Raw genomic sequence first — 23,618 nt, forward strand, 5'->3', positions numbered from 1 at the left:
CGTAGTACGCGCATATCAAATATGCCGAATTATCGTAGTTTGCAACGTTGGATTTTGCTGGTTTATCGAAGTTTTATTATCCTCATAAAACATTTTGAAGTTTCCAACGTTAGAATTTTGCAGGGTCAACAAAAATTTGTACCTTTGCACCAGAGTTCATTCCTCATTTGAGGAAAGGAAATCGAAAAACGCAAGCCTTGAAGCTCTGCGTTTTTTGCTTTTTTATAGAAGATTGGGTAGCCGTCTGCGACGGTACTTGTTCATGATTTTATTGCGAGCGGCATCCTTACCTTCAAGATGATATGCTGTTAGCAGATAATATGCAGAACCATTCCTGCGAGGTTCAAGAACAATTACATACTTCTCATCTATATCATAGATGTAAGTTCGCGGCGCACGAGGCTCGTCCACTGAGAAATAGAGCATATTATCCGCTTTCTTTTGCTCAACATGATGCCTAATCCAATGTAAACGCTGCGAGCGATGGGAGTCATATTCTCTATGGTGTGTATCTTTATCAATCTCCTTTCGAGTAAGATGATTGAAGAGATTCTCCATTGCTATCTGTCCATCTTCGCGTGGTGTTGGATAAATAGGCTTACCATTAAATGAAAAAGCCGGATTGTCCTGAATATCCCTGTTAAATATTCTCCTTAATGAATCGTTGCGTTGACTCTCGGACATGCCTAATATATCAAGCAGATCATTATATTTCTTTGTAAGATTTAATGGCATGACTCAACGCAGGTTTATAAAGAATAGATTCAGTTTGTCAGAATAGTTGGTTGTGCTAAGACTTTGTGAATTCAGGTGCTTTTTGATACGCTCAATTATGGCGACTTTCGCTTGATTGCGGCGTAGCTTATCGTTCATATTATATGATATTGCACCCATGATGAAATCTGTCAATTGCATTAACAGACTCTCATTCGAACAAATATTCTGAACATTTCTGAATACTCCATATTTTACGTTTAGTATTTCTTTAAGCCTACGAACCTTAACAGCGCTCAAGCTATCCTTGATGTCAAGATATACATTGTAATGATCCAGAGTATCGATTTTGTAATTAAGAAGATAGTAATACATCTTATAATAGAAATCATCGTAGGTGGTATTGTCATCTACCCTAATCAGACTTTTTTTAATTCCAATTGATCTAAATCGTAAGTCAGTATCAAAAAAATAATCTATCAAATCAAGATAAAACCTTATCTTAGACTGTGAAACATTACTCCATTTTATTTCCGCATAGAAATTATGCGCTTTTTTTAGCTCGTCTATTCGCTTGGTATGTCGACGGATTTGTGGATAGGCACAGCTGACTGAACCAAGAAACATGAAGTCCTTGCCGTCATGTTCAATATGACAGCTTTCATCACAGTATATGTTGAATGTCTTGTTCATGTACGCAAAATTACGAAAAAAACTTTGATATTCCGGGACTTCCCTTCGTTTGTTTTGACGTTGTTTGGGTGCGTGGGCTGCATATTAGAGTATATTGGGCATTTGCGTATTACGGAGAACCTGAAAGAGGTGTAGAAAGATATCATGTATTTGTGAGTACTGTGAACACTTCTATCTGAAGCGTTGTTTGATATGCCGAGTGCAGCTGTCTCGAAAATTTCAGTAAATCGGCATAGCTATTGGCATTCATATTCATCAACCCGTTAAACACCACCCCGCCAATGCCAAACCATACGACCCTACGCGATGTTGTGCCAATATTGGAAGATTTGAGGCAGCTTACGAAAGCTCCGCTGGTAGCCAAACAGGATACAATTTTTTACAAGCGAATTGCCGAAGCCACCAGCAAACTATGTTCTATTGACATCGAAAATGCTATCATCGAATCTCACGCCTCTGGAGAAATCGGAAAGGTACAAGCAGACCAAACCCGAAATTACTGTGCCGAGATTGCAACAAGGTTAATTACATTCTGGAATGTATTCTATACTTTGGACCGTGAACGTAAGAATAAATCCAAGGCAGACATGATAGACGGGTACGAAAGCAACCACTTCCTAAAAGACGTGGAGATGTTCTATATCTGTGCAGCTCATTATGAGTACGCACTAAAGGCTTGCCACAAAATCCCGGTGCCTGACGACTGGACGATAGATAAATACAAACAGGAAATCGAGCAATTCCATATGTCCGAAACCCGTGAGGGATGGCTTGAAAAGAAACGGGAGTTCCTTAAGAAATTACAGGAAAGCGTTGAATATGATGAATTTCTGTTGAAGCCATCATTCGATGTATACCATGAGTTGCGAAGTGTCTGTCGTAGAATTTTCATCACGGTGGAGCGATACTTTCCGCCATGTGAAATTCGGTTACATCCGAAATGTAGGGAAACTTTTATCCAAAAGATGCAGGTTCCCAATGGTAGTTATCCGGCACCTGAACAACCTGTAAAACAGAATCAGACAAATACGAAATCATGCCGCCAATGGGAAGAAGATCTGTTCCCTATGATACTTGTTTCGGAGTTATACGAAGTTTGTTCTGATGTTTTCGACAGCACCGAGACCCAGTTCCATTCATCACTCAATCTCCACGGCAAACATGAACCCATAAAGATACGCCCCAAGCAGAAAATCAAGGCTTGCTATCTCATATCGAAATTATACGAAATAGTTCCGGCCAAGCATAAAGCGGCGTGGCGTGAGGATATTCTCGCTCATCTTGATATTCAGTGGAGCTACTACGAAAAGAAGTATTGTCATCCACGCGGCGATGATGCCAGTGTGTCAAGCAGAGAATATGCTGATGAGATTGACAGAATCCTCAAAAATCACAAAAAACGAGCATGAGAGTCCGTGCAACTTAATGATACCACCCGCGCACCACTTTCACCACTTGAAATTCCACTTTTGAGACCTTATGATGCTACCCGTTAGAGCTTGATACTCTGACGGGTAGTCTTGTTATATCCATAGTCATACACCACATACACACCACTCATGACCGACAGTAATTTTGCAGTGTCCGGGAGTTACTCGGATGCGCTCTACAAGAGGGCGGTAAGTACAACTCTAAACAACACTGCGTATGACAAAAGACCAGTTACTCAAACTCCCTCTCTGGCAGTACACCGGAGAACAATTTTTAGAATTACTTGACTCTCATTTTGTCAAGACCACGACCGCAACCGAAAACGTGACCTCTGACGAAAATGTTGCCACCACTGCAAAGCGTTGGCTCGTTTATGGAATCAACGGACTCTGCGAACTTCTCCAGTGCAGTAAGGCTACCGCACACCGCATCAAGAATAGTGGTGTAATCAAAGATGCCATTACACAATCAGGCAGAAAAATCGTCATAGACGCCCAGAAAGCACTCGACCTTATGCAGGCTTATAAGGAAGGAGGTGAAAAGTGAGCGAAGTAAAGCAAGACATCCTCAGACTTTGGGAGGAGAAGCAGTTGCGAATCACTGATGAGATTCAGACTGCGCCGGAGGTGCTGTATGCCAACGGCAGCGTTATCGGTACGCTCGGCAACTTCTCGGCATCAACCGGAAAGGCAAAGAGCAAAAAGACTTTCAATGTTGCCGCCATCGTCGGAGCTTCGCTCGTCAACGGCAAGGTGCTGGGCTACACAGCCGAGTTTCCAGATGACAAGCGCACAATCCTCTACTTCGACACAGAGCAGAGTCCTTATCATTGTCAAAAGGTCATGGAGCGCGCCCTGCGACTTGCGAAACTACCGACCGATACACATCCGGAGCACTTGAAGTTTGCCGCTCTGCGCCAGCTTACACCCTCGTTGCGCCTTGAAGTCATAGAACAGGCAATAATCAACACTCCGGGCGTCGGGCTGGTAATCATCGATGGTGTGCGCGACCTGATGTATGACATCAACTGCGCCAAGGAGTCCACCGACCTTATCGGCAAGCTGATGGAATGGACTGACAAATTCCAGATACATATCCACACGGTTCTGCATCTCAACAAGAGCGATGACAACGCCCGTGGTCATGTAGGCACAGAACTCAACAACAAGGCTGAGACAGTCCTTCAGGTGAGCCGAAGCAAAACAGATGATACCGTATCGGAGGTATGCGCCGCTATGATTCGCGCCGCCGAGTTTGACCCATTTGCATTCCGGGTGAATGACTATGGATTACCAGAGATAGCCAGCGGATATGTATTTACCGAACCGGGCAAGAAAGCATCTTCGCCGTTCCCTTACAAGGAGTTGACCGAGGAACAGCACCGTGAGGCATTGGGTGTAGTTTTCGCCAATGGCCCGATAAAAGGTTGCCGTAACTTCGAGGCGGCATTGAAAGCCGGATATGCCGCCTGTGGACACTCGTATTCCAACAACAAGGTCAAGGGGTTGAAGACCTTTCTTGACAACAAAGGCATGATTCGCTACGAGAACCGCGAATATATCTACAATCCGGATTTCTACTATTGAAAACCACAATTTTGGTTTGGTTTAGCAAAGGGCATATATAATAGAACCTGAACCACGAACCAGCTCACCCAAACATTTTAGAACTCATGATAAAAGAGATTAAATCAATCCCTTTAGCCACCTTCTTGTCTCAACTCGGACATGAACCGACGGCGAGAAAAGGAACAAGGCTATGGTATAAATCACCGTTGCGACAGGAACATACGCCGTCGTTTAAGGTGGAAACCACGCTTAACTGCTGGTATGACTTCGGGCTTGGCAGAGGTGGAAACATCATCGACCTTGCAGCCGAGATGTATCAGTCAACCGACCTCCGCTATCTCATGCGTTGCATCGCTGACAGTTGTCCGGTGCTACCGGTGCAGACAGTCGCTTCCTCTTATCCCCAGCGACACTCCGCGCCGAGCATGGAGCGATTTGAGATCGTGCCACTGGAACACCGCGCACTTGTCGCATACCTCCAAGAGCGTGGCATTCCGGCACACATCGCCAGGGCGAAATGCAAAGAGGCGCATTACAGCGTCAACGGCAGATTTTATTTTGCCGTGGCATTCGAGAATATCAGTGGCGGCCGGAACTGCGCAACCGCTATTTCAAAGGTTGCCGGGGACGTAAGGACATCTCATATCTTCCGTGGGCGAGAGATGGCCCGTCAACAGAGTGTGTCGTGTTCGAGGGATTCATTGATTATCTCTCTGCGCTCACGCTCGGCATAATCAGCGGAGTCGATGCAATCATACTCAACTCGGTTGTCAATGTCTACAAGGTTATGCCTTATCTCAAAGATTACATAACAATCAACTGCTATCTTGACAACGACACTGCCGGACGAACAGCACTCACCGAGTTGACAGCCATATATGGTTCAACCGTAATTGACCGCTCCATACTATACTCCGAGTTCAACGACTTGAATGAGTATCTCACAAATCAAAGTTTCACCAAAAACACACTTTCCAATGAAAACAAATAAATCCACGGCATCCAAGTCAACCGAGTTGACCGATGCACCCAAATCCATAGTATCAACCATCAAACCACAAATTATTATGCAACCGGATAATTCAATCAACTCAACTCCCACTATCAATGCTGTAAACAGTGACAACGCTGTCAACAGCACTTCTCCTGCTAACACAGACAATCTGTTTGGCAACGAACAGACGGCAACGGAGGCAACAGCCGTAACCGACACTACCGAGCCACCGAAGCAACAGCGCGTGGGCAAGCAACAGCGCAAATCGGATTACGCCGATTTCAAGGCTACCTATCTCACTCCGGCAAAGCTTGTGAAGCGTCACCCTGTCAACATTGAGGACAGCGTGTGGGAGAAGTTCGAACGCATCGCCCGTATCCTCGGCGACCGTGACACCACCGTCGGCAGCTACATCAACGCCGTCCTCTTGGAGCATCTCAATCTCTATGCCAACGACATCGAAATATGGCGTAAACTCTGAGATGATAATGTCGGGATACCACTGCACCCGGTACACCGTGGGGCAGCTTCCCGATGAACGTAGTGAATTGGGAAGGCAAGGATATGTTTCGGGATTTCTTTTTCTCCGAAAACGACTCCCCAAAACTGCGCAGCATAAGCCGCTCTTTGCCTCCCCGATTCACATAAACCACAACAATGTCTACTATGAGTAAACCTACTGTCAGGAAGGGCGGTCGTCCCTCTAAACCGACCGATGAGAAGCGCACCCATGTGGTGACAATCAAACTGAACGATGCCGAATACTCCGACCTTCTGGAGCGGTCAAAAGCCGCCGGAGTAAAGATGGCGGAGTATGTCAGGCATGGCGCGTTCCGTCTCACTATCGTCAGTCGCCTGAGCGAGATTGAACAGGAGATCGCCAAAGGAATACTAAATCTCAGTTCCGATTTCAATCAGGCAATGACCTGTTTTCATCAGCTCAAACTTCGCAGCGCGGCCAATAAATTAGCCGCCGTTGTCGATAAGATGTTTGACATTCTCAAAAAATTGAGACCCAATAAAGATACCGATTATGTTTGCAAGAATACTTAAAAGCGGCACGTTTCACGATGTCGTGGGGTATGTGACGCGCCAGTTCCACGACCCCGAAGAATATACGCCGGACACATGGCGCATCATCGGAAGCGAAAATATTTTCACTACCGACTATGCGAAAATGGTGCAGTCGTTTGAAGCGATACATGGATTTATGCCCGGCAAGGAGAATCCGGCAGGACATATTTCCATCAGTTTTGACAACGCTGACGCGCCTCGTATGACCGATGAATTCATGGCTCAGCTTGCCAAAGAGCATATGGAAGGTATGGGAATCAAGAACACCCAGTTTCTTGTCGTGCGCCATCTGGAAACCGGACATCCGCATTTCCACATCGTCTATAATCGTGTGAATATGTCAGGCAAGGCAGTCGACGAGCGCAATAATTTCAGGCGTAGCGACCGTGTTGTAAAGGCCATCAAGGACAAATACGGACTCACATACTCGCCGCTGAAACAGAAATACGAGGACAGAATTCCGGTATTCAAGGAGCGGATCAGTCAGGCGATTTATGGCTGTAAGTCGTGGGATGAGTTCTCGCGCCGCCTCGCCTGTGCAGGAATTGAGGTAAAATTTCATGACGACCACAACACAGGCAAACACATAGGGGTGAAATTTACAGACGGCGATATAACGGTCAACGGGTCTAAAATCGACCGTGCTTTCACATATCGCCGCTTGAACAACCTCTTTGATTTCAATCGCAGACATGGGCAACAACAGTCTGATTACACTACGACGCGCCCCAAAGTAACAGTCGAATATACACCGACGCAGAAGTCCTCACTTGTGGAAGATGTGATTGAAGCCACCGTCGGAGCAATCGGAAATCTGTTCACTCTCGGCCCCGGCTTCGACCCGGAGGAACAGGCGTTTCAAAACGCCATCAAGAAAGAAGAAGCCAAACGTAAACGCAAATCAAGAAAAATCTGAATATGTCGAAACTCTATGATGACGTCAAAAAACAAGGTGAGCAGATTGACGACCTGCAAAAGACAGTAACCAACCACACAACTCGCATCGAGACCCTCGAAACCAATGCGAAGGCAACGCCACCGCCACAAGCAGTCAATCAAGGGCCGATAACGGTGAAATTGCCCGACAACATAGCGACCAATGAAAGCGTCGGCAAACTGCTTGATGAAAAGCTGCCGGAAACCTCGACCGACGACACTCTCAAAAAAGTCATGGAGCAACTTCCGAGCAGCCTGTCGAAAGGCGTTGCGGATCTGCTGTCGGACAATCTCGGGATCAAGGTCAAGGACGCTCTTCATGAGGGTTGCCGCAGGGAGTTTGCCGATGAGCGTGAAAAGCTCTATAACGTGGTGAACGACCTCCGCTACAAGGCCCAGTCCATAATATGGGGACAATGGTGGCGCGCAACCCCGCATTGGGTCTATGCCATCTTCGCAGTCCTTCTTCTCGCCGCCGGAGGCTTCGGCTACGCTTTCTTCTATCAGTTCAACGAAAACTCAAAGCTAAAAGATGTGGAATGGCTCTACCGATACGAAAGGCTCTGGTGGGAAGACAAGCAGCAGGAAGATTTACTGCAACGAGAAAAAATCTTTGCTGTCGGCACACAACATGAGCAGGATTCAATTAAGAACCGTACCCGCCAGCTCGAAAAATCCCGACACATAGAAGAAACCTTTCTATATTTCAATCCGACGGAGAAATAGCATTACTCTAATCGTAAGGCAGGCAACCCCAACATCTCTGCCGAGGTTGCCTGTCTTTGTCTATTGTATGATTAAGCTTATATTGAAGAGATATTATTTGAACTTGTATTGAAATAGCGTATCCGCACACGCAGCATCTGATCGTTGCAGCCCTTTAATTTGGGCATCAGACATTCCTGTTTGACGATATGGTTCATATCCTCGTGTTGTAACAATAACTTTTTTCTCTAAGCTACAAGAGCAAAAAGCCATCAATGTTATTAGTAGTAATAAAATTCGCATAAATCATTAGTTTAACGCTATTTTCCTGTGCCAAAACGCGATGTGTCAATGTTTGTTTCTTTGGGTTTGAAGCCGTTGAACCGCCAGATGAATGTCAGTTTGAGATTGTGAGACATGTCGCGCACTTTCATCCGGTAATCCTGACCGGCATGGTTGATAGTCATGGTTGGCGACCATTTATTGAAAATGTCATCGGCTTTCAAATCTAGTTCACAGCATCGATTCTTTCCGAACTGCCATTTTACGCCGGCATCGACTTTCCATATACTCGATAAGTCGGCTATACCCTGCAATGATGGCGAGATGTAGCTGAAATCAACGGTCAGTGATACCGGGCAGTTCTGACTGAACTTAAAAGAATTGCTAAATTCACCATAGAATATCCACTTGCTGTTGTCAAAGCCGATGTCATGAAAATGGTCGGCTTTCTCCCGCTGATTGAAAACATTGGCTGTGGCCGTGGCATTCCAGATATATCCTACACCAAAAGGCGCATAAAGATTAAGCCCGACAACGCGCTTATAGTTCATGTTGATGGTCTGATAGATGAGATTCATGGCATCCGGCGATTGGTAGGGAAGCTGCACCGTGGTCTTGTCGCCATATTGGAAATAGAAGGTCGCTACATATTTTTGCCTGAGGATATAGTTGAACTGGGCATCATATTGAATATAGGGTTGCAACTGGAGATTACCGACAATTGTCGAGTAGTTGTTAATGTGGCTCGTGCCGCCATGTAGTTCCCAATATGAGGGATATATGCGTTGGGTGTTGAAGTTCAGTTGAAATATGCTTTTTGGTGTTTTGTAGTAAGTCGCCCCAAACTGAGGAATAAAATTCCAGTTGTGTTGATATTTGTTGTGATAATATTCACCTTTTGCCGATAGGTTGAACGACAGTCCCCAGTCGAAAGATCGCTGTGTGCCGGCGTAAAAACTCGCCACATCTTCGCTGAGAATATCATCGAAATCGGGATTGTCGGACATTGCGTAGTGTTGTGAACTGTGATCTTTTGAGTGTTGATATTCTGCGCCATAGTTCAGTTGCCACTGTCCAAGCTGATGCTGTTGGTCGACATACACATGCCAGCGGTCTATCGCCTGACGATTTTCAGAGCCAAGCAGATAATCGGCATCCTTAAATAATGACTGTGAGCGGTTCTCGGAATAGTGGGTATAATCGCCACCGACTGTCATACCAAATGGCGCTGCATAACGCAAGGCTATGTTATGATAGCCGACAGGGGACAGCATATTGTAGGCATTTGTATAGTTTCCGAGAGTGCCAGAAGAAAGGCTCCAACTCTTTGAATCGGAGATTATCTGACCGTTGTAAGTGAGTTTAAGCGTTTTCCATGAAGCGGAAGCAAATATGGTATTGTTCCAGTTCTGACCGATTCTGCGCATATCATCCTCAATCATAGTCCGTTTACCATCATAAAGATGATTCGACCATGTTTCCTCGCGGCTCCACGATTTACTACGTGTCAGTCCATAGTTTAGGTCGAAAGTCCAGTCTTTTATAGCGTATGTGGCTGCAAGTACACCGCCATACGAACCATAGTGGGCTTGATTATATCCGGCTCTGACCTGTCCCTGCAAGCCGTCGAGAGGCGTCGGAGTTTTCAGAACCACATTGATTACGGCACCATTAACATGATACTTAGCCGGGGCGGAATACATAATCTCCACGTTTTTCAGCCTGTCAACCGGAGTGTTGTAGAGAAGTTGATAAAGATTCTGGAGCGGCATATTGGTAAGCTCGCCATTGAGAATAATAGTGACATTTGAAGCTCCCGTGAGCCATATCATACCGTTGTTGTTTGTGACGCCGGGCATATAACCGAGAGCCTCAAGGATATTGGTCACAGGCTTGTCCTTGACTATTCCGGGGAGGTCGACTACCATAATTCCGTCCTTACCTTTGACTTGTGGTTTCTCTCCCTTTACAACAACCTCATCGAGCTGTCTGGTAGAAATTGTATCAGTTGCTTCCGTCTGAGCCACAGCCGATATGAACGTAATGAATGAAGCGAATAATATGCCTTTCCTCATAGCTGTTTCGTTTTTGTTTGATGCAAAATTACAGGCATATGGTCTTTGGCAGATAATTCTCAACCTTATTTAGTCTTAAATGCTCCCTTATTTAGTCTTAAATTGAAGTGTTACTAAACAATTGTGTGACGGATTATTAGTAACTTCGCATTATGAAACGCTTTAAGACTATCTCGACTACGTTTATTGTTGTCATTGCAGTTATTTTCAGCTGCAATGTCTATTATCTCGTAAGCCTGTATAATTCTATAAGAAGTAATGTCGAACGCGATGTAATGACTGCTTTGGCCGATGCAGATATTGACGACCTAATGTTTCGGGCAGGGAGGGCGCAGGCATTGGCATCAAATGTACAAATGCAGGAAGACATTGAAGAATATAATGCCCCCAGAAAAGCAGAAGCATCAACATATAAAGATGAAAACGGTCAACTCATATCAGTCCGGACTGAAGCCGACGGAACTGTTATTGAAGAGCGCGCGATGTTATCTGAAAACTCGTCCTATTCCAATCAGATGGTTGATGCTATGAGCCGGCAATTTCACGCTATAATGGATAAATACATCCCTTACGATATGGAGGTTATGGATAGCGTCTTATATAATCAACTTTCCAATAGGTTCATATATCCGGATTTCCTATGTGTGGAAGTTGTCAACAGTAACGATTCCGTGATTTGCGGCAATCCCAAATTCAACGGAGAATCAGGATTGGATTCATTCAGCTTCAATATCAATCCTGACGAGGGAATATATTACAAGGCATATATGACACCACTAACCCGCCATATACTTTCGCAGATGTTTGGAATCATTATTACGGTATTTCTTCTGATGGTTGCATTCTCTCTGGCGTTTTGGTATCTGTTCCGCACAGTCTCGCGACTGCGCACCATTGAGGAGATGAAAGATGATTTTGTCAGCAATATGACCCATGAATTGAAAACGCCTATTGCCATAGCATATTCAGCCAATGACGCTCTGCTCAATTATGACACAACCAACGACCCCGACAAAAAGACAAAGTATCTGACGATTGCAAACAAGCAACTGAGACGACTTGGCGAACTTGTGGAAAATATCCTTGCAATGAGTATGGAACGTCGAAAAACCATGAAACTCAGACCTGAAGATCTACAGTTACGCGAGTTTGTAGAAGAAATCGCCGCAGCCCAGCGTATGAGAGGAGATAAGGATATAACCATCAATGTTAATATTCCCGAAAATACCACCATTGAGGCTGACAGGGCGCACTTGGCAAATGTACTGAACAATCTGATTGACAATGCTATCAAATACTCCAGAGATAGCGTTGAGATAACGGTAACCGGCGACAGCCATGATCTTTCGGTAAGAGATAACGGCATCGGCATTCCGTCAAAATCCATTCCCTACCTGTTCAATAAGTTCTACCGCGTTCCGCATGGCAACCGTCAGGATGTCCGTGGCTATGGCATAGGACTATATTATGTAAAGAGTATTCTCGACAAAATGGGCTGGGATATTGAGGCCAAGAGTACAGAAGGTGAAGGCTCGGTGTTCACTATTAAATACAGCAAAGATGAGCAATAAGATACTGTTTGTAGAAGATGAGGAAGACCTGACGCTGATTGTCGCCGACACTCTGCGCGGGCAAGGCTATGAAGTTGTCACTGCTGTTGATGGCGTAGTCGGACTTGAGAAATTCAAAACCGAAGCTGCCGATATAGTCGTGGCTGATGTCATGATGCCCAAAATGGATGGGTTCACTATGGCGAAGGAGATAAGGAAATTGTCGCCGACAGTACCATTGCTTTTCCTCACCGCAAAAAGCACAATAGATGATGTTGAGCAAGGTTTTGAAATCGGAGCCAACGACTATCTTAAAAAGCCCTTTGAACTCCGCGAACTGATAGTGCGGATTAAAGCACTATTAAGAAGGTATGGTGACAATCGCACCGAGGATATCCGGTTTGCAATTGGAGCCTATACTTTTAACGTAACGACCCAGACACTATCATTTGGCGACAAAGAGACAGAGCTGTCTCACTTTGAAGCCAAGATTCTTGAACATCTGGCAACCAATATCGGCAAGACTGTCGATGCCTCAGAATTGATGATTGCCGTATGGCAGCGCGATGAACAAAGCAACCGCAACTCCCTGCATGGTTACATCCACAAACTCCGCCGAACCCTGCGTCACGACCCCACAATTTCTATCATCAACCAGCGTGGGTTCGGCTATATGCTCACCATTAAATGAACCGGACTATGAAAGCTTACATCCTTACATTTGTTATCTGCCTGGCGGCACCGCTGGCGGGTTTCGCACAGCGGGAAGTGCCGGACACAATCAGTCTGCGCTGCGACTCATTGGCTAAATCCATCAATATCGGCGGTTTAGTCAAAAGCGACAATCTGACCTCATACATCGGTCCGACATTTCAATATGCCCCTGAGAACACCCCGCTCGTCGATAATAGTGCTTCAGCTCCTTTAAAACTGAATATCCCCGATTTTACCTTTGCTCCGGGACAAGCTTCAATCTTCCGGTGGACAAATGGGGAATTCATAGCCTCGGGCGGTACTACGGTATATCCGGGACTGATGCAGATTGACAGTGGTGCTCTCCGTGTATTTCATCGATTTGGGAACTTTGACATATATGTTGGAGGGAAAGTTAACAAGTATGGATTTTTCAGAGGCATACACACTCAATACGGAGTGGATGGAAGCATCACATATAATTTATCTCCGACAACCTCATTCACAGCATTTGGCACATACTATTTCGGCAGACCGCCTATGATTGGCGGCGGACTGCCAATGCCACCAGCAATGGTTGGCTACTACGATACGTCTAAATTCGGAGGGTACGTCAACCAATCGTTAGGCGAGCGATTTGGGGTTCTTGTCGGTGTCCAGACCGTCCAACAGGTGTACACCCGGGAATACCGTCCCGAACCAATAGTTACTCCCTACGTCAAAGTAGGCACCGGAAAGAAAAAAGTAGCAATCGGCCTTCCTGTTGGTCAAATTCTACACGGCATACTCACAAGATAGCTATCTGCAACGAGAGCATAGTTTAACATTTCTCTTTCGCAAATATATTCATCTATTTTGGTTTGGTTCGGGCTTTATATATGCCCGGTTAAACCTAAACCTATATATAGAGGCGGGGCAAAAGAAAATGGCTCCCCATAATTTTCTTTTTCCTCAGCTATAGTTTGAACACAGAATTTGAACACAAGGGCATGAACATGGTGTATGCCAAAGCGGCTCGAAATGAGTTGGCGCGGAGTTGTGTTCAGATTTGTGTTCAAAGCAAAAGAAAAAGCAGCTACGATTCATTTCGTAACTGCTTAGTTTTCAAGAGGTGGTCCCACTTGGGCTTGAACCAAGGACTCCCTGATTATGAGTCAGGTGCTCTAACCAACTGAGCTATAGGACCTTACGCAATTGCGTAGCTATCAGATACGCATAAGGCATAAGCCTCAGAACTTTTAGCGTTGCAAAGTTAGACATTTTTTTTATTTCCAACAATATGTTTGGCATTTTTTTGAAAAAATTTTATCCTGCGTGCCGATAATTCATTATATTTGCAAATAATCTTCATGTCATCCCTCCTACGCACATTTACCCTACGATGAAACTTAATTTAAAGCTATTCGAACAGCAAGTCGACCCTACAATACTTCAGCGCGGACTGAAATATTATAGAGCAGACCGCGTTGATGAAATCGAGCGTTCAGACGATGGCAAGGAAATTGATTTCATCGTAGTAGGCAATGAGCCTTATAAAGTCCACATTTCAACTGACGGTGATGAGGTGGTCGACTACAGTTGTGACTGTCCGTATGACATGGGGCCTGTATGCAAGCATGTCGTGGCTGCACTGTTCGAACTTCAGCATGATTCTTTTACAGAATATGAAGACATCACACCGTCAGATTCAAGGAAAGATATAAAATCAAAATCCGCTTCCGTTCCAAAAAGAAAAAATATCACGACTAAAGATATTGACAGGATTCTTGATTCGCTCTCACCCGAAGAACTTAAGAGCTTTATCCGAAATGAGATTTCAGACCGCGCCGTGAAAATGCGTCTCGTCAGTATGTATGGCGAAAAAGTCATGCCTCCTTCCACTGAAACCTACCGTTCTCAGATCCGCTCTATTATCTCAGAAGCCGGCGGACGTTACGGATATGTCGAATACCACTCTGCACGAATGGTCGGAAACAGCATACAGGAAATTCTTGATCACACGCAAGAAAATATTTCAAACGGGCAATGGGAAGCGGCATTTGCCAAAATAAAAGCCGTCATCGAGGAAGCTGAAACAATCGTCTCGTGTGGTGACGACAGCAACGGTTATCTCGGAGCAGTCGTAGCCAGAGCTTTTAGTATCCTAAACAATATAGCTGCCGGATGTATTCCCGAACCGCTGCGGACAGAGCTGTTCGACTACGTTATGAAAAACTATGAAACCGGCTTCCTTTCCGGATGGGGATGGAACATAAATTTCATTAAGGCAGCCTTAGAACTCGCCTCTGACGACAAGGGACTGGACCGGATTGAAAAATCAATCCCCATCGGCAAATATGAGCCATCTTCATTGCGAGAACGCGACGGGATGGAGATAATGGCCCGACTCCTTGAAAAACGTTATTCAAAGGATGCCGCCGATAAATTCATATATGAAAACCGTGCAAACCCGGATTTCAGGGAAAGACTTCTCCAATCGGCCATCGATTCTAAAGACTATGACACTGCTCTCCGTCTCGCAGATGAAGGAATTGCTTCTGACGATAGCTGGACTGCTCTCACCCACGCATGGGAGGATTATAAACTGAAAATATACATACTCCTGAATGACGCTCCCAATATAGCAAGTCTCGCACAAAAAATATTTTTAGATGACTCCAATATCAGAACTGACAAGGACGAAATTTACCGGCTGATCAAGGAGAATATACCGGCGGAGGACTGGAGTGAATGTGTGGCAAATCTTATTTCCAGAATTAAAACGGCAAACAGATATTCGACATTCGACAATCTTAAATTCATTTACATCAAGGAAAGCATGTGGGATGAATATTTCCACCTCCTCACCCTTCACCCCGACCTCCCACATCTCGAAGAAGCAGAACCATACTTCAAAACCCTGCATCACGACGAATTCATCAGCCTATATGTCGAATCAATACGGCTCTTTACCGACCGGAACATGGGGCGCAGCTCCTACCAGCAAGTGACACGCTATCTAAGGCATCTGAAAAAATTAGGCGAGCGCCGGACTGCCGACGACCTTGCTACCGAACTGAAAAACAAATATCCCAGACGCCGGGCATTGATTGAAGAACTCAGGAATCTATGACAGAATCAGCCCACTGTCATTCTCTGCAATATATAACCTTTTTACTTATTCACACAAACCTCAACCGATCATAAGATCTATGGACCGAACAGATTTTATCGAAACCCGGACAGATGTCATAAAAAATATCTATACACTATATTCCTATACCCTCTCAGATGAAAACGAAAGGGGATGGGCATTGGAGCGTTTTATGAAAGGCAAATGTTTCATCGTCGAGCCTTTCGGCAACACGCTCATGTTTTCTCCCAGCCGTTTCAGCGGCTACAAGGACAACACTTGGCAAAAACATTGCGAGATGCGTGGCGACGGAACTCAGACCAACGATAACTTCCGCAATCTTAAACTGTATAAGGACGTGGAAGACCCTTGGCTAACAATGAAATTTGACGAATTTCTGAAGAGATTCGATTTACAGCGTAATGAGCCTAAATTTTTCATTCCTGCCAACATGAATCTTAACGATCTGGAATCCGAACGCCATTGCTTCTTCATCAGCCCTACACATTGTAACGGCCAAAAGGAAACGGCGTGGAAAAGTTTCCGCGACAAGGGCATCGCTGCAATCGGATGGGAGAATGATGACTACTCCGATGTTGCTATTGAAGATATAAAAAAGATATATGCCGACCAGCCGAAAGCCGCGGAAGCCTTCAGCCTCATGAAGCTGATAAAAGAAGGCGATATAATCTGCTGCACCAACAATAACCGCGGACTGTGGGGAATAGGCATCGCCACTTCCGGATATAAATATGATGAAAATATCCATTATGCCGGAAAAGATGACAATGACGAAGATTCTTTCTACTCTCACTACGTCGAAGTCGCATGGCTTTGTTTCAAAGAACAAGGCTATATTCTTACCGCCGAATTAAACATCTCCCCGACCGAAAAGCAATGGCAACCTTACGGGACACTGACACGAAAAGAAATTCCCGACTATATCAACAATTACCTTCTAAAACTAAATCCGTGGAATATGGAGAAACATTATAAATACGAGCACTACATCAATCTTCTGAAAGCCAACAAAAACCTTATTCTCACAGGTGCTCCCGGCACAGGCAAGACATATCTCGCCAAAGCTATCGCAGAAGAAATGAATGCAGAGACAGGATTTGTCCAATTCCATCCATCCTACGATTACACTGATTTTGTAGAAGGACTCCGCCCCACCCCGCCTGACAAAAACGGCAATATCGGATTTGAGCGAAAAGACGGAGTGTTCAAGGAATTCTGCAAATCAGCAATTTGCTTTGATAACAGTTTTAATCAAAAACCTTATAAGCATATTAATAAGACAAATACTCAATGTGAGCCATCAAATACAAGGACTTTCTATCAGCTATATGAAGATTTAAAACGCCGCATAATAAATCGTGAGGTCACTTTATACACTAAATATCCTAAAAATATTATGGATGTACGTGTTGAGGACAATTATATCCTTTATAAAAAAGGAGACCGTTTTGACTCAAATTATATAAATATTGATTATGTTTTTAAGATCTACCATTATTATAAAGACAAGCATATATATGATATAACACGGTGCACATTTAACGAATTCTGTCAAATTATAGGCAATACGCTTAACTATACTTATTACAGAGGAATAGTTCAAGAATTGCTAAATATGAGCCATGATAATCCAACTAAAAACAAATTATCGCCTATTGCACCTTCCAATTCAACAACACCACATAACCAGCAGACAGACGCACAATTCTGCACAAATAAGCCTTTCGTCTTCATAATCGACGAAATAAACCGTGGTGAGATTTCCAAAATTTTCGGAGAGCTATTTTTCAGCATCGATCCGGGCTATAGAGGCAAAAAGGGAAAGGTCAAGACCCAATACCAGAATCTTATCACTGATAAATCCGATTCTTTTTATGAAGGATTCTTTGTACCTGACAATGTCTACCTGATAGGGACAATGAATGATATTGACCGTAGTGTCGAAAGCATTGATTTTGCAATGCGCAGACGTTTTGCAGTACAACCATCCGCGATAGCATATTGACGAACTCCGAAAGAGAGTTGTATCTTTGTCGACAAAAAGAATCATGGGTTATAACAAGTCTTTGTCCGATGTCTATTCAGAGACATGGACGCGTTACAAGAATCAATGCGAGACAGACGGCTATATCGCATTGAACCGTTTCTGTGCCGGTACCGGCGTCAACGTCCAGCGGCTTTATGAGTGGCTTCGGCGCCGCAAAATCAGCATAAGCGATTATCAACGCAGTCTGCCGGAGAGACCGGATTCGTCGCGGGAAGGTGGCGGGCCGTTATTCCGGGAGGTTAAGGTTCCCGGTATTCAGGTTGCGGATGAGAGCCGGGATGTCGGTGCCACCAGTGTCGTGCGTGACGTGCACATCGAACTCGGTTGGGGCCGAGGCGTGAGTCTGGGAGAGATAAGCGCGGAGGGGCTGGCGCTTCTGGTGGATGTCATGACACGCAGGAGTGATGTGGAGTCTTGAGGCGGATATGCGGCTCTGGGTATGCCGGCAGCCGGTATCGATGCGCTACGGCATCCGGGGTCTGGCCCAGATGGTGTGGTCGTGGAAGGGGCATTCTCCGGCATCGGGCGATGTGTATGTGTTTTTCTCAAAGGACCGCAAGACCATGAAGGCGTTGAAATGGGATGGCGACGGATTTTTGATGTACACAAAAAGACTGTCGCGAGGCCGTTTCCGGGAGGTGCTCAAAAAGGGCGATGACGGCGTGCGCAGGCTCCAATGGGACGATTTCTATATGCTGATGAGGGGCCTCACGCCTGTGAAGGTGATGGTCGAAAATCGCTTCAGAATGGCCGTAAAATAAGGCTTAATAATTTGTTAATCAAATAAATAAATGGCGTGGAAAGTTGCAAATGTCAGATATTTTTTGTAACTTTACACCATGAAAAAGAACGAGTTGATAGAGTTTCTGCAACGTCAGATCGAGTTCCTTCAAGGGCGGCTCGACGAGGCGTTGGCCTCTGTCAGCTCGCTTACTTTATCCAATGAAAAGCTGCAGTCGACCAACGAGAAGCTTGTGGCGACTGTAGATGAACTGCGCAAGCAAATGGCCTCAATGGAGGAGGCTATGAAAGGCAAAAGTGCGGAACTGAGCAAAGAGAAAGCCGCGCGTCAGGCAGTGCAGCGTCTGCAGGGCTCGCCGTCGGAGCGTCAGAAGAAACCGGTGACGACTCCTGCCACATCCGAAACTCGACAGCAGAAGCCAGAGAAGAAACGTACCAACAACGGCGCCAAAAGGAAGACGCATCCGGAGTGTGAGGTGGAGACCATTATAGTGGAGCCTGACAGTCCGGACTTCAATCCCGAGGCGGCGACGTTTATCGGCGAGTGCGATGTCGTGCGCTACGTCATGGAGCCGATGCGCTTCAAAAAAATTATCTACAAGGTCAGAAAATACGTGCAGGACGAGAAAATATACAAAGGTTCCGCACCCGCCACACCGCTGCTTAACTCGCAGTATACATCTTCCTTCATAGCCGGACTCGCCGAGCTACGCTATCTCCACTGCATGCCACTTGAAAATGCTGTCGAATACTTCCGTGCCCACGGCTTCGACCTTGACAAAGGCACCGCACAGAAGCTCGTAAGTAAGGTAAGGGTACATCTGGAAAATCTATACAAGGCGCTGGGTCAGGCAATAGTCGCGGACAATTATATCTGCGGTGACGAGACCTATCAGAAAGTGCGGCTGCAGGTGGCAACTCCTTCGGGAAGAAAGATCAAGAAAGGCTACATATGGGTGTTCGTCGGCATGACAACCGGGCTTGTGTACTTCTTCTATGACGACGGCTCCCGCTCGGCCGAAGTCTTCGAGCAACACATAAAAGGCTTCAACGGAGCCTTCCAGTGCGACTATTACTCGGGATACCGGCATATCGGAATCGGTGGGATGAGCGGGATAAAACGCTTGCCATGCCTGCAGCACATCAAGCGAAAGTTTCTCGATCTGAAAGACAATCCAAAGGCGCAGGAAATAGCAAAGCTCTTCGGACTCCTTTACCACTTCGAGCATCAGCACCGCATAGGCAAAGACGGATGGACGGCGGGAAAGCACCTTGAGTGGAGACAACGATACTCCAAGGTGATGCTCGAGAAAATCCGCATGAGACTGACAGCAGTCAAAGACCGCATCGGCGTGCCACCCGACGACCCGCTGCTCGCCGCCACCGAACATGCACTCAAACAATGGGACGAGATACCACGCATCTTTGCCTCACCCACCTACAGACTCGACAACAACGAAGTCGAGCGAATCAACCGCTACATATCCCTGACCCGTCGCCGACTTACAATCGGCTCCCACTCCGGAGCCGAAGCCGCCGCCCTGTACCACTCTCTTGCGATCACCTGCCACCGCTGCGGAGTCAACGTCTTCGACTACTTCTGCGACATAATCGACCGATGTGCCGCATGGCCGCCAAACACCCCGATCGAAAAATACCGCGACCTGCTTCCCGACCGCTGGAAACTCTCACAAAAATAGCCGCCCAAAACCTGGACGGCTATTTTTTTAAGCTATACCTGCTGTCGCGGACGGTTGTACGTTTTGCATGGCAGGAAATCATTGCTGCCGATAATACGGAAATGCTTGATGTCCTCGGCGACTTGAAAGAGGAAGTCATCACAAAAATGAACAATCTCAACAACGCCATCTGGAATTCCGCTACCGGCAACGGAATCGAAGGTCTGAATAATGCCTACCATATCGGAGGAGCGTATTTCTGCAAGCTCACCCACTATCTTGACGAAAATCAAAGCAACGTGGATGAAGCCTACCGACTCCTTTGGGACAACCATTTGCGTGGAGTACTGTTTGAATATCTGCGAGGCTCTGTCGACGCTATGGAAAATCTAAAAATGCTTGAGAATATTTTCTTTAAAACAGACTCCGATGTTATGCCTGAATGACAACACCCCTTATAGTGTTAAAGCCGATGAACTATGCGCATACGATGCGTTGCGGGCAATAGCCAACCGGCCTGTCAAGGATATTGTCGACAGTCATGGCAACAATCTGCTCATCTATCCCCATTCATTCCGGCAGAGCAAAGATAAAATCGGCAGTCAGAGCATATTGTCATGGCAGACAATATGGAGAGACGGTAAATGTGACGGCTCTGATATATCGACAGGAAATGTCGTAGGGTTCATCGGTATAGACGGCTGTGACATCACCATAAAATCCCGGTTCTCCGAAAACACCGGGGAAGATTATTTCCTTCACTATATGCTGCAAAAAGCACTATGTATCAACATATTCAATCTCAGCCACAGTTCCAGGCCGGAAACTCTGTTTGACTTCCTTCTCTTTCTGTTTCCAAAACACCTCAACGAAGCTCTTATGCAAGGCATTTATAAGGATTACCGTCATAACAGCTATAACGATGCCAACATCAGAGGTGTCATCGACATAAACCGGCACATAAACGCCAACATTCCTTTCAACGGCCGTGTGGCATACCACACACGGGAGCTAAGCTACGACAACCGTGTGACACAATTGATACGCCATACGATCGAACACATCGCCACGACAGACATAGGCAAGAAACTGCTGGAAAATGAAGCTGAAACCCATGCTTCCGTTTCTCGGATAATAGCTGCCACCCCGGGCTACCGCCGACAAGACCGCAGCAAAATAATAAAAGACAATCTAAAACCCTTAAGCCATCCCTATTACACCCGATATAAACCTCTGCAACAAATCTGCATGCGTATACTGAACCATGACAGACTTAAATATGGACCAAACGGCGACAGGATCTACGGCATATTGTTCGACATATCTTATCTCTGGGAAGAATATCTCTTCACACTCCTACGCCCTCTCGGATTCAAGCACCCCGACAACCGTTCAAACCGTGGCGGCATTTACCTCAGCCAATGCAACCACTTCATACGCTTCCCTGACTTCTATGACAGCGAGACAGTCATTGATGCCAAATACAAAGTGAGCATCGACACCCGCAACGATATAAACCAGATGCTCACCTATATGTACACCTTGAAAAGCAGACATGGGGTCATCATACAGCCGGCGGTTGATTGTACACAAATTCAACCATTCCGGCTAAACGGACACGGCAAAGATCATGGTGCAACGCTATACATTTCATCATTGCGAATCCCACGCGCAGCCGTGAACTACAATGCTTTCAAAGCAGCTATGAAGACATCAGAAAACGAATTTAAAACGATTCTGACATCTGTATTCAGAGAGAATGACACACCCCTACCCTGACACACCTCTCCGCCAAAACCATGAAGCAATTCAACATCCTACAATAAAAAATGCCGGCCCGGTCAGGGTCGGCATTGATTTTTATCGAAGTTTCAGGCTCGATTATTCTGCACGCTTGGTCTTCTTGCCATAGCCATACTGAGCAGCGTCGCCGAGTTCTTCCTGAATGCGGAGAAGCTGATTGTACTTCGCCATACGGTCAGAACGGCTTGCAGAACCGGTCTTGATCTGTCCGGCGTTGGTAGCAACTGCGATGTCAGCGATAGTTGCATCCTCAGTTTCACCTGAACGGTGAGAGATAACTGCAGTGTAACCGTTGCGCTGAGCAAGTTCTACGGCACGGAGAGTCTCAGTGAGTGAACCGATCTGGTTAACCTTAACGAGGATTGAGTTTGCGCAACCCATTTCGATACCCTTTTCGAGATACTTAACGTTGGTTACGAAGAGGTCGTCACCAACGAGCTGGCAACGGTCACCGATAAGGTCGGTAAGAATCTTCCAGCCTTCCCAGTCGCCTTCTGCCATACCGTCCTCGATTGAATCGATGGGGTAAGCGTTAACGAGTTCCTGAAGATACTTGGCCTGTTCTTCCGAAGTATATTTGGGAGCGTCAGCGCCCTGCTTCCAAGTGTAGTCATAACGGCCGTCCTTGTAGAATTCAGAAGAAGCGCAGTCAAGACCGATAGTCACATCCTTACCGGGAACATAGCCGGCAGCTTCGATAGCCTTGATGATGACATTGAGAGCGTCTTCAGTTCCGTCAAGTGCGGGAGCGAAACCACCTTCGTCACCTACTGCAGTTGAAAGACCGCGGTCGTGGAGCACCTTCTTGAGGTTGTGGAACACTTCAGTGCCCATGCGGATACCTTCCTTGAAGCAGCATGCGCCGATAGGACGGATCATGAATTCCTGGAAGCAGATGGGAGCGTCAGAATGAGCGCCACCGTTGATGATGTTCATCATCGGAACGGGGAGCACGTAGCTGTTGCAGCCACCGATATACTTGTAGAGGGGAAGATCGAGATAGTTTGCTGCTGCCTTTGCAACGGCGAGAGAAACACCGAGGATTGCGTTTGCACCGAGGTTTGATTTGGTTTCAGTTCCGTCGAGAGCGAGCATTGTCTCGTCAATCTTGATCTGATTGAGAGCGCTCATGCCCTTGAGAGCGTCAGCAATAGGACCGTTTACGTTAGCGACAGCCTTCTGGACACCCTTGCCCATGTAGCGAGACTTGTCACCGTCGCGGAGTTCGAGAGCCTCGTTCACACCTGTAGATGCGCCTGAGGGAACAGATGCGCGACCGAATGCGCCTGATTCGAGGATTACGTCTACTTCAACGGTAGGATTGCCACGTGAGTCAAGGACTTCACGACCGATAATTTTTTCAATTTTCATAGTCTATGGTTAATTATAATTGAGTTTTTTACCTTTATTGGATAGCCTCTTGGGCGAACTGATGATTTTCGTAAATGCGAAGGCAAATTTACGAATTATCCCGAGGCTTTGCAACAAGTGTTTGTTTAA

General features: G+C 46.0%; 23 protein-coding genes and 1 tRNA gene. 19 read left to right on the forward strand and 5 right to left on the reverse strand.

Annotation, left to right across the window (positions count from 1 at the left end):
• Nucleotides 1-222: 222 nt before the first annotated feature.
• Both E7747_RS02585 and E7747_RS02590 read right to left on the reverse strand, forming a co-directional pair.
• Nucleotides 223-735 carry a hypothetical protein gene (locus E7747_RS02585; protein ID WP_123615723.1) on the reverse strand — a complete coding sequence of 171 codons (513 nt, stop codon included), beginning with the start codon at nucleotides 733-735 and terminating at the stop codon, nucleotides 223-225.
• 3 nt (nucleotides 736-738) lie between these two features.
• The gene (locus E7747_RS02590; RefSeq protein ID WP_136413918.1) at nucleotides 739-1,407 is read right to left on the reverse strand and encodes a DUF3800 domain-containing protein; all 669 of its coding nucleotides are present in this window, start codon (nucleotides 1,405-1,407) and stop codon (nucleotides 739-741) included.
• A 281-nt stretch (nucleotides 1,408-1,688) separates the two neighbouring features.
• Between E7747_RS02590 and E7747_RS02595 the strand changes: the two genes are divergently transcribed.
• From E7747_RS02595 to E7747_RS02630, 9 genes are all read left to right on the forward strand, one after another.
• A complete protein-coding gene (locus tag E7747_RS02595) occupies nucleotides 1,689-2,816 on the forward strand; it encodes a hypothetical protein (protein ID WP_168185194.1) in 1,128 nt (375 codons plus the stop codon).
• Nucleotides 2,817-3,054: 238 nt separating this feature from the next.
• Nucleotides 3,055-3,384, forward strand: coding sequence for a DUF3853 family protein (locus tag E7747_RS02600; protein ID WP_135994023.1), 330 nt, complete (start codon nucleotides 3,055-3,057; stop codon nucleotides 3,382-3,384).
• Complete coding sequence (locus tag E7747_RS02605) at nucleotides 3,381-4,424, forward strand: AAA family ATPase (RefSeq protein ID WP_136413922.1); 1,044 nt, start codon at nucleotides 3,381-3,383, stop codon at nucleotides 4,422-4,424. The genes E7747_RS02600 and E7747_RS02605 overlap by 4 nt, the downstream gene beginning before the upstream one ends.
• Before the next feature lie 86 nt (nucleotides 4,425-4,510).
• Nucleotides 4,511-5,140, forward strand: a complete 630-nt coding sequence (locus E7747_RS16445; RefSeq protein WP_168185195.1) for a hypothetical protein — start codon at nucleotides 4,511-4,513, stop codon at nucleotides 5,138-5,140.
• The gene (locus E7747_RS16450) at nucleotides 5,092-5,397 is read left to right on the forward strand and encodes a toprim domain-containing protein (RefSeq protein WP_168185196.1); all 306 of its coding nucleotides are present in this window, start codon (nucleotides 5,092-5,094) and stop codon (nucleotides 5,395-5,397) included. The genes E7747_RS16445 and E7747_RS16450 overlap by 49 nt, the downstream gene beginning before the upstream one ends.
• Nucleotides 5,384-5,881 carry a DUF3408 domain-containing protein gene (locus E7747_RS02615; protein ID WP_168185197.1) on the forward strand — a complete coding sequence of 166 codons (498 nt, stop codon included), beginning with the start codon at nucleotides 5,384-5,386 and terminating at the stop codon, nucleotides 5,879-5,881. The genes E7747_RS16450 and E7747_RS02615 overlap by 14 nt, the downstream gene beginning before the upstream one ends.
• Before the next feature lie 185 nt (nucleotides 5,882-6,066).
• Nucleotides 6,067-6,453, forward strand: a complete 387-nt coding sequence (locus E7747_RS02620) for a plasmid mobilization protein (RefSeq protein WP_136413926.1) — start codon at nucleotides 6,067-6,069, stop codon at nucleotides 6,451-6,453.
• The gene (locus tag E7747_RS02625; protein WP_136413928.1) at nucleotides 6,434-7,390 is read left to right on the forward strand and encodes a relaxase/mobilization nuclease domain-containing protein; all 957 of its coding nucleotides are present in this window, start codon (nucleotides 6,434-6,436) and stop codon (nucleotides 7,388-7,390) included. The genes E7747_RS02620 and E7747_RS02625 overlap by 20 nt, the downstream gene beginning before the upstream one ends.
• 2 nt (nucleotides 7,391-7,392) lie before the next feature.
• Nucleotides 7,393-8,136: a hypothetical protein gene (locus tag E7747_RS02630; RefSeq protein ID WP_107035866.1), complete on the forward strand. Its 744-nt coding sequence runs from the start codon at nucleotides 7,393-7,395 to the stop codon at nucleotides 8,134-8,136.
• A 299-nt stretch (nucleotides 8,137-8,435) separates the two neighbouring features.
• On the opposite strand, the gene E7747_RS02635 is transcribed toward E7747_RS02630, so the two are convergent.
• Nucleotides 8,436-10,472, reverse strand: a complete 2,037-nt coding sequence (locus tag E7747_RS02635; RefSeq protein WP_136413930.1) for an outer membrane beta-barrel family protein — start codon at nucleotides 10,470-10,472, stop codon at nucleotides 8,436-8,438.
• Between the two features lie 152 nt (nucleotides 10,473-10,624).
• Here E7747_RS02635 and E7747_RS02640 point away from each other — a divergent pair, with 152 nt between their 5' ends.
• From E7747_RS02640 to E7747_RS02650, 3 genes are read left to right on the forward strand one after another with little or no spacing between them, the layout of a single operon-like run.
• Nucleotides 10,625-12,043 (forward strand): sensor histidine kinase, encoded by a 1,419-nt coding sequence (locus tag E7747_RS02640; RefSeq protein ID WP_136413931.1) that lies wholly within the window; start codon nucleotides 10,625-10,627, stop codon nucleotides 12,041-12,043.
• Entirely contained in the window at nucleotides 12,033-12,713 is a 681-nt protein-coding gene (locus tag E7747_RS02645; RefSeq protein WP_136413933.1) for a response regulator transcription factor, read from the forward strand. Before E7747_RS02640 ends, E7747_RS02645 begins: the two co-directional genes overlap by 11 nt.
• An 8-nt stretch (nucleotides 12,714-12,721) precedes the next feature.
• On the forward strand, nucleotides 12,722-13,513 hold the full coding sequence (locus E7747_RS02650; protein WP_136413935.1) for a hypothetical protein: 792 nt from the start codon (nucleotides 12,722-12,724) through the stop codon (nucleotides 13,511-13,513).
• Nucleotides 13,514-13,827: 314 nt separating this feature from the next.
• On the opposite strand, the gene E7747_RS02655 is transcribed toward E7747_RS02650, so the two are convergent.
• Nucleotides 13,828-13,901, reverse strand: a tRNA-Ile gene (locus tag E7747_RS02655).
• Between the two features lie 195 nt (nucleotides 13,902-14,096).
• Here E7747_RS02655 and E7747_RS02660 point away from each other — a divergent pair.
• The 7 genes from E7747_RS02660 (at nucleotide 14,097) to E7747_RS02690 (ending at nucleotide 22,094) form a co-directional block, all read left to right on the forward strand.
• Nucleotides 14,097-15,827, forward strand: a complete 1,731-nt coding sequence (locus E7747_RS02660; protein WP_136413937.1) for an SWIM zinc finger family protein — start codon at nucleotides 14,097-14,099, stop codon at nucleotides 15,825-15,827.
• A 79-nt stretch (nucleotides 15,828-15,906) separates the two neighbouring features.
• Nucleotides 15,907-17,853 carry an McrB family protein gene (locus E7747_RS02665; RefSeq protein ID WP_136413939.1) on the forward strand — a complete coding sequence of 649 codons (1,947 nt, stop codon included), beginning with the start codon at nucleotides 15,907-15,909 and terminating at the stop codon, nucleotides 17,851-17,853.
• Nucleotides 17,854-17,896: 43 nt separating this feature from the next.
• Entirely contained in the window at nucleotides 17,897-18,313 is a 417-nt protein-coding gene (locus tag E7747_RS02670) for a hypothetical protein (protein ID WP_136413419.1), read from the forward strand.
• Complete coding sequence (gene tnpB / locus E7747_RS02675; protein WP_136413421.1) at nucleotides 18,300-18,656, forward strand: IS66 family insertion sequence element accessory protein TnpB; 357 nt, start codon at nucleotides 18,300-18,302, stop codon at nucleotides 18,654-18,656. The genes E7747_RS02670 and tnpB overlap by 14 nt, the downstream gene beginning before the upstream one ends.
• A 78-nt stretch (nucleotides 18,657-18,734) precedes the next feature.
• Nucleotides 18,735-20,336, forward strand: a complete 1,602-nt coding sequence (tnpC, locus tag E7747_RS02680) for an IS66 family transposase (protein ID WP_136413423.1) — start codon at nucleotides 18,735-18,737, stop codon at nucleotides 20,334-20,336.
• A gap of 101 nt (nucleotides 20,337-20,437) precedes the next feature.
• Complete coding sequence (locus E7747_RS02685) at nucleotides 20,438-20,761, forward strand: hypothetical protein (protein ID WP_136413941.1); 324 nt, start codon at nucleotides 20,438-20,440, stop codon at nucleotides 20,759-20,761.
• Entirely contained in the window at nucleotides 20,745-22,094 is a 1,350-nt protein-coding gene (locus tag E7747_RS02690; protein WP_136413943.1) for a 5-methylcytosine restriction system specificity protein McrC, read from the forward strand. Before E7747_RS02685 ends, E7747_RS02690 begins: the two co-directional genes overlap by 17 nt.
• Before the next feature lie 102 nt (nucleotides 22,095-22,196).
• Here the strand turns inward: E7747_RS02690 and eno are convergent, their stop codons facing one another.
• Nucleotides 22,197-23,489 carry a phosphopyruvate hydratase gene (gene eno / locus E7747_RS02695; RefSeq protein ID WP_136413944.1) on the reverse strand — a complete coding sequence of 431 codons (1,293 nt, stop codon included), beginning with the start codon at nucleotides 23,487-23,489 and terminating at the stop codon, nucleotides 22,197-22,199.
• Between the last annotated feature and the right edge of the window lie 129 nt (nucleotides 23,490-23,618).

Origin of the sequence: Duncaniella dubosii, assembly GCF_004803915.1 — a bacterium.
Taxonomy (GTDB): domain Bacteria; phylum Bacteroidota; class Bacteroidia; order Bacteroidales; family Muribaculaceae; genus Duncaniella; species Duncaniella dubosii.

Coding starts and splice junctions, on each gene's coding strand:
- E7747_RS02665 (WP_136413939.1), top strand. CDS start 15,907: ATGGACCGAACAGATTTTATCGAAACCCGGACAGATGTCATAAAAAAT.
- tnpC (WP_136413423.1), top strand. CDS start 18,735: ATGAAAAAGAACGAGTTGATAGAGTTTCTGCAACGTCAGATCGAGTTC.
- E7747_RS02645 (WP_136413933.1), top strand. CDS start 12,033: ATGAGCAATAAGATACTGTTTGTAGAAGATGAGGAAGACCTGACGCTG.
- E7747_RS16445 (WP_168185195.1), top strand. CDS start 4,511: ATGATAAAAGAGATTAAATCAATCCCTTTAGCCACCTTCTTGTCTCAA.
- E7747_RS02595 (WP_168185194.1), top strand. CDS start 1,689: ATGCCAAACCATACGACCCTACGCGATGTTGTGCCAATATTGGAAGAT.
- tnpB (WP_136413421.1), top strand. CDS start 18,300: ATGTGGAGTCTTGAGGCGGATATGCGGCTCTGGGTATGCCGGCAGCCG.
- E7747_RS02625 (WP_136413928.1), top strand. CDS start 6,434: ATGTTTGCAAGAATACTTAAAAGCGGCACGTTTCACGATGTCGTGGGG.
- E7747_RS02670 (WP_136413419.1), top strand. CDS start 17,897: ATGGGTTATAACAAGTCTTTGTCCGATGTCTATTCAGAGACATGGACG.
- E7747_RS02620 (WP_136413926.1), top strand. CDS start 6,067: ATGAGTAAACCTACTGTCAGGAAGGGCGGTCGTCCCTCTAAACCGACC.
- E7747_RS02660 (WP_136413937.1), top strand. CDS start 14,097: ATGAAACTTAATTTAAAGCTATTCGAACAGCAAGTCGACCCTACAATA.
- E7747_RS02685 (WP_136413941.1), top strand. CDS start 20,438: ATGCTTGATGTCCTCGGCGACTTGAAAGAGGAAGTCATCACAAAAATG.
- E7747_RS02650 (WP_136413935.1), top strand. CDS start 12,722: ATGAAAGCTTACATCCTTACATTTGTTATCTGCCTGGCGGCACCGCTG.
- eno (WP_136413944.1), bottom strand. CDS start 23,489: ATGAAAATTGAAAAAATTATCGGTCGTGAAGTCCTTGACTCACGTGGC.
- E7747_RS02615 (WP_168185197.1), top strand. CDS start 5,384: ATGAAAACAAATAAATCCACGGCATCCAAGTCAACCGAGTTGACCGAT.
- E7747_RS02630 (WP_107035866.1), top strand. CDS start 7,393: ATGTCGAAACTCTATGATGACGTCAAAAAACAAGGTGAGCAGATTGAC.
- E7747_RS02590 (WP_136413918.1), bottom strand. CDS start 1,407: ATGAACAAGACATTCAACATATACTGTGATGAAAGCTGTCATATTGAA.
- E7747_RS02600 (WP_135994023.1), top strand. CDS start 3,055: ATGACAAAAGACCAGTTACTCAAACTCCCTCTCTGGCAGTACACCGGA.
- E7747_RS02635 (WP_136413930.1), bottom strand. CDS start 10,472: ATGAGGAAAGGCATATTATTCGCTTCATTCATTACGTTCATATCGGCT.
- E7747_RS02585 (WP_123615723.1), bottom strand. CDS start 735: ATGCCATTAAATCTTACAAAGAAATATAATGATCTGCTTGATATATTA.
- E7747_RS02690 (WP_136413943.1), top strand. CDS start 20,745: ATGTTATGCCTGAATGACAACACCCCTTATAGTGTTAAAGCCGATGAA.
- E7747_RS02640 (WP_136413931.1), top strand. CDS start 10,625: ATGAAACGCTTTAAGACTATCTCGACTACGTTTATTGTTGTCATTGCA.